Origin of the sequence: Nostoc sp. (assembly GCF_036916975.1) — a bacterium.
In the GTDB taxonomy this organism is placed as follows: Bacteria; Cyanobacteriota; Cyanobacteriia; order Cyanobacteriales; family Nostocaceae; genus Nostoc.
This window is the reverse complement of the sequence record NZ_JBALFF010000113.1, coordinates 1-2,182: the sequence shown is the minus strand read 5'-3', so window position 1 is coordinate 2,182 and position 2,182 is coordinate 1. Positions and strand designations below refer to the sequence as shown.

Annotated in this window: 2 protein-coding genes; one reads left to right on the top strand and one right to left on the bottom strand. The window is 37.5% G+C overall.

Annotated features, from left to right (window positions below):
- Positions 1 to 96 precede the first annotated feature (96 nt).
- A complete protein-coding gene (locus tag V7K73_RS26480; protein WP_334884555.1) occupies positions 97 to 729 on the bottom strand; it encodes a DedA family protein in 633 nt (210 codons plus the stop codon).
- A 487-nt stretch (positions 730 to 1,216) separates the two neighbouring features.
- Here V7K73_RS26480 and V7K73_RS26475 point away from each other — a divergent pair, with 487 nt between their 5' ends.
- A complete protein-coding gene (locus V7K73_RS26475) occupies positions 1,217 to 1,570 on the top strand; it encodes an STAS domain-containing protein (protein ID WP_334884553.1) in 354 nt (117 codons plus the stop codon).
- Positions 1,571 to 2,182 lie beyond the last annotated feature (612 nt).

Sequence of the window (2,182 nt, the reverse complement as noted above, 5' to 3'; positions counted from 1 at the left end):
ACTCCAAACTCCAAACTCCAAACTCCAAACTCCAAACTCCAAACTCCAAACTCCAAACTCCAAACTCCAAACTCCAAACTCCAAACTCCTAACTTTTTACTCCTCACTACTCGCTTCCTTAACTTGGCGAGACTCTAGCCACAGAGGCACAACAATTAAAGCAGCGAGAATCAGTAACGCTGCGATCGCAAATTGACCCACCCAAGCAACCAATTGCTCTAAAGAGACAATTTTGCCAGCAAAAAAAGCCAATGTCACCATCAAGCTAGCCCAAGCAACTGCTCCTAAAAAGTTGTATAAAAAGAATTTTCCAAAAGGCATTTCGGCTATACCGGCTAGTGGTGCAGCAAAAACTCGTAACAATGCCAAAAAACGTCCAAAAAATACTGCTTTAGCAGCATTTTGACTAAATTGCTCTTTAATAGTCAGCAGTCGCACTTCAGAAACCCGAAATATGCTACCAACTTTTACCAGAAAAGGCCAACCGCTAACTCTACCAATCCAATAGCCACAAGTGCCGCCAATTACAGCACCCATAATTGCATCACCCAGAACCAGCCAGAAATTCAGTTCATCGCTACCAGCTAAAAACCCGCCTACTAAGGTCACAGTTTCGCCAGGAAGGGGAATGCCTAAATTTTCTAGCAAAATTCCCAAAAAAATTGCCCAATACCCGTAAGTGTGGGCGACTTTTTGGATATTTTCTAGTGAAATCAGCTCTAAAGACATCCCGCACCGCCGTCTTTACAAATTTTTACTTTTATTATATCTTTGCTTGTTCATGCGCGGGGTGTCAATTAAACCGCCACATAGAGCCATTAAGTCATTAGTTTAATTCTGAATAATCCATAAATTTTAGCCTATGGTAACTATCAACTTTTGACTATTAACTAGGCATTTTTTAGAGGCTAATACCACAAATTCATAATTTATTAAAAAAAAAATAAAATATTTATAAATTCTTTATAAATATCCCGTTAAATGATGAAAATCTTGTAAAAGATACGGTTGATACCGAAATTGTTAGGCGTTTATGCCTATATTGATAAAAGTTATCACAAATTATACGGCATGAATACTGAAATAATCACTCTCAACTGCACGGCCGCAATTGCCCAAATATCTGGGTAAAACAGTAATTTTGCTGTTGAAAGAGAAAAGGTATTGATGTTTTTTTCAATTTTTTGTCAAGTGTTCCAACTACCCTGTTAAATTCATGATTCTCACACAAGAACTTCAAGTTATTTTGTTTAAACCCGAAGGAAGCATAGATTTGGAAGGCGGTAAGACTTTGAGTGAACAGATGGCTAGAGTATTGCCCCAAGCTCATCAACTCTGGGTTATCGACCTAGAAGAAGTTAATTTCATGGACAGTTCTGGGTTAGTTCCTCTAGTCAAAGGGTTGAAAGCTGCACGCCAGAGCGGTTGTCGCTTGGTTCTATGCAACGTGCAAGCTCCTGTACGGTTAATTTTGGAACTTACCCAACTAGATTCAGTATTTGAAATTTTCCCCACTTACGAAGACATTTTTACCACCGTTAAAGATAACAGTCTGGTGCTAGCAGGCTAAGTAATAAATCTACCTATAGATGGATGGTGGAGTCAAGCAATATTTGCATTTTTTCATATTCTCAAAGATAACAGTCTAGTGCTAGCAGGCTGATTTTCTTTTTTCTAGAGAAGAATGTTGATCGAAACTCATGGCTTTGACGTAGGTAATATCAATAAGCAGATCAATCAACCTGCTTGTTGCAAGTCATCTACCTAAAGTAGTGAAGTTAATAAATGACCAAAATCGGTCAAAACAATGCAATTATTTGTAAGACTCCCCAGTTTTAAAAGAGAGGGATTTTCAAAAAATTGCTTTGATCTAAGTAAGTAGGTACAATTAAACCGAACTATATAAAGTTATGTAAAGTGCCAGAAACGCTTTTAATATAAGCTTTTAAGCGATTTACATTTCTTAACTTAGTCGTATTTTTTAGCGCCCACCTACTTAATTATTCTATAAAAAACGTTAATACGGCAAAGAAGCAGGAGGTAAGAAAGGTTATATTATCAGCTTTTGCCTTATTCATTGCCATACTGTAAGTAGGTAGGCAAGATAAAACCAAACTATGTAACGAAAAGTAAAATCTCTGTATTTGGCTCGTAGTTGCGCTTTAGCGCTAAAGCGCAACTA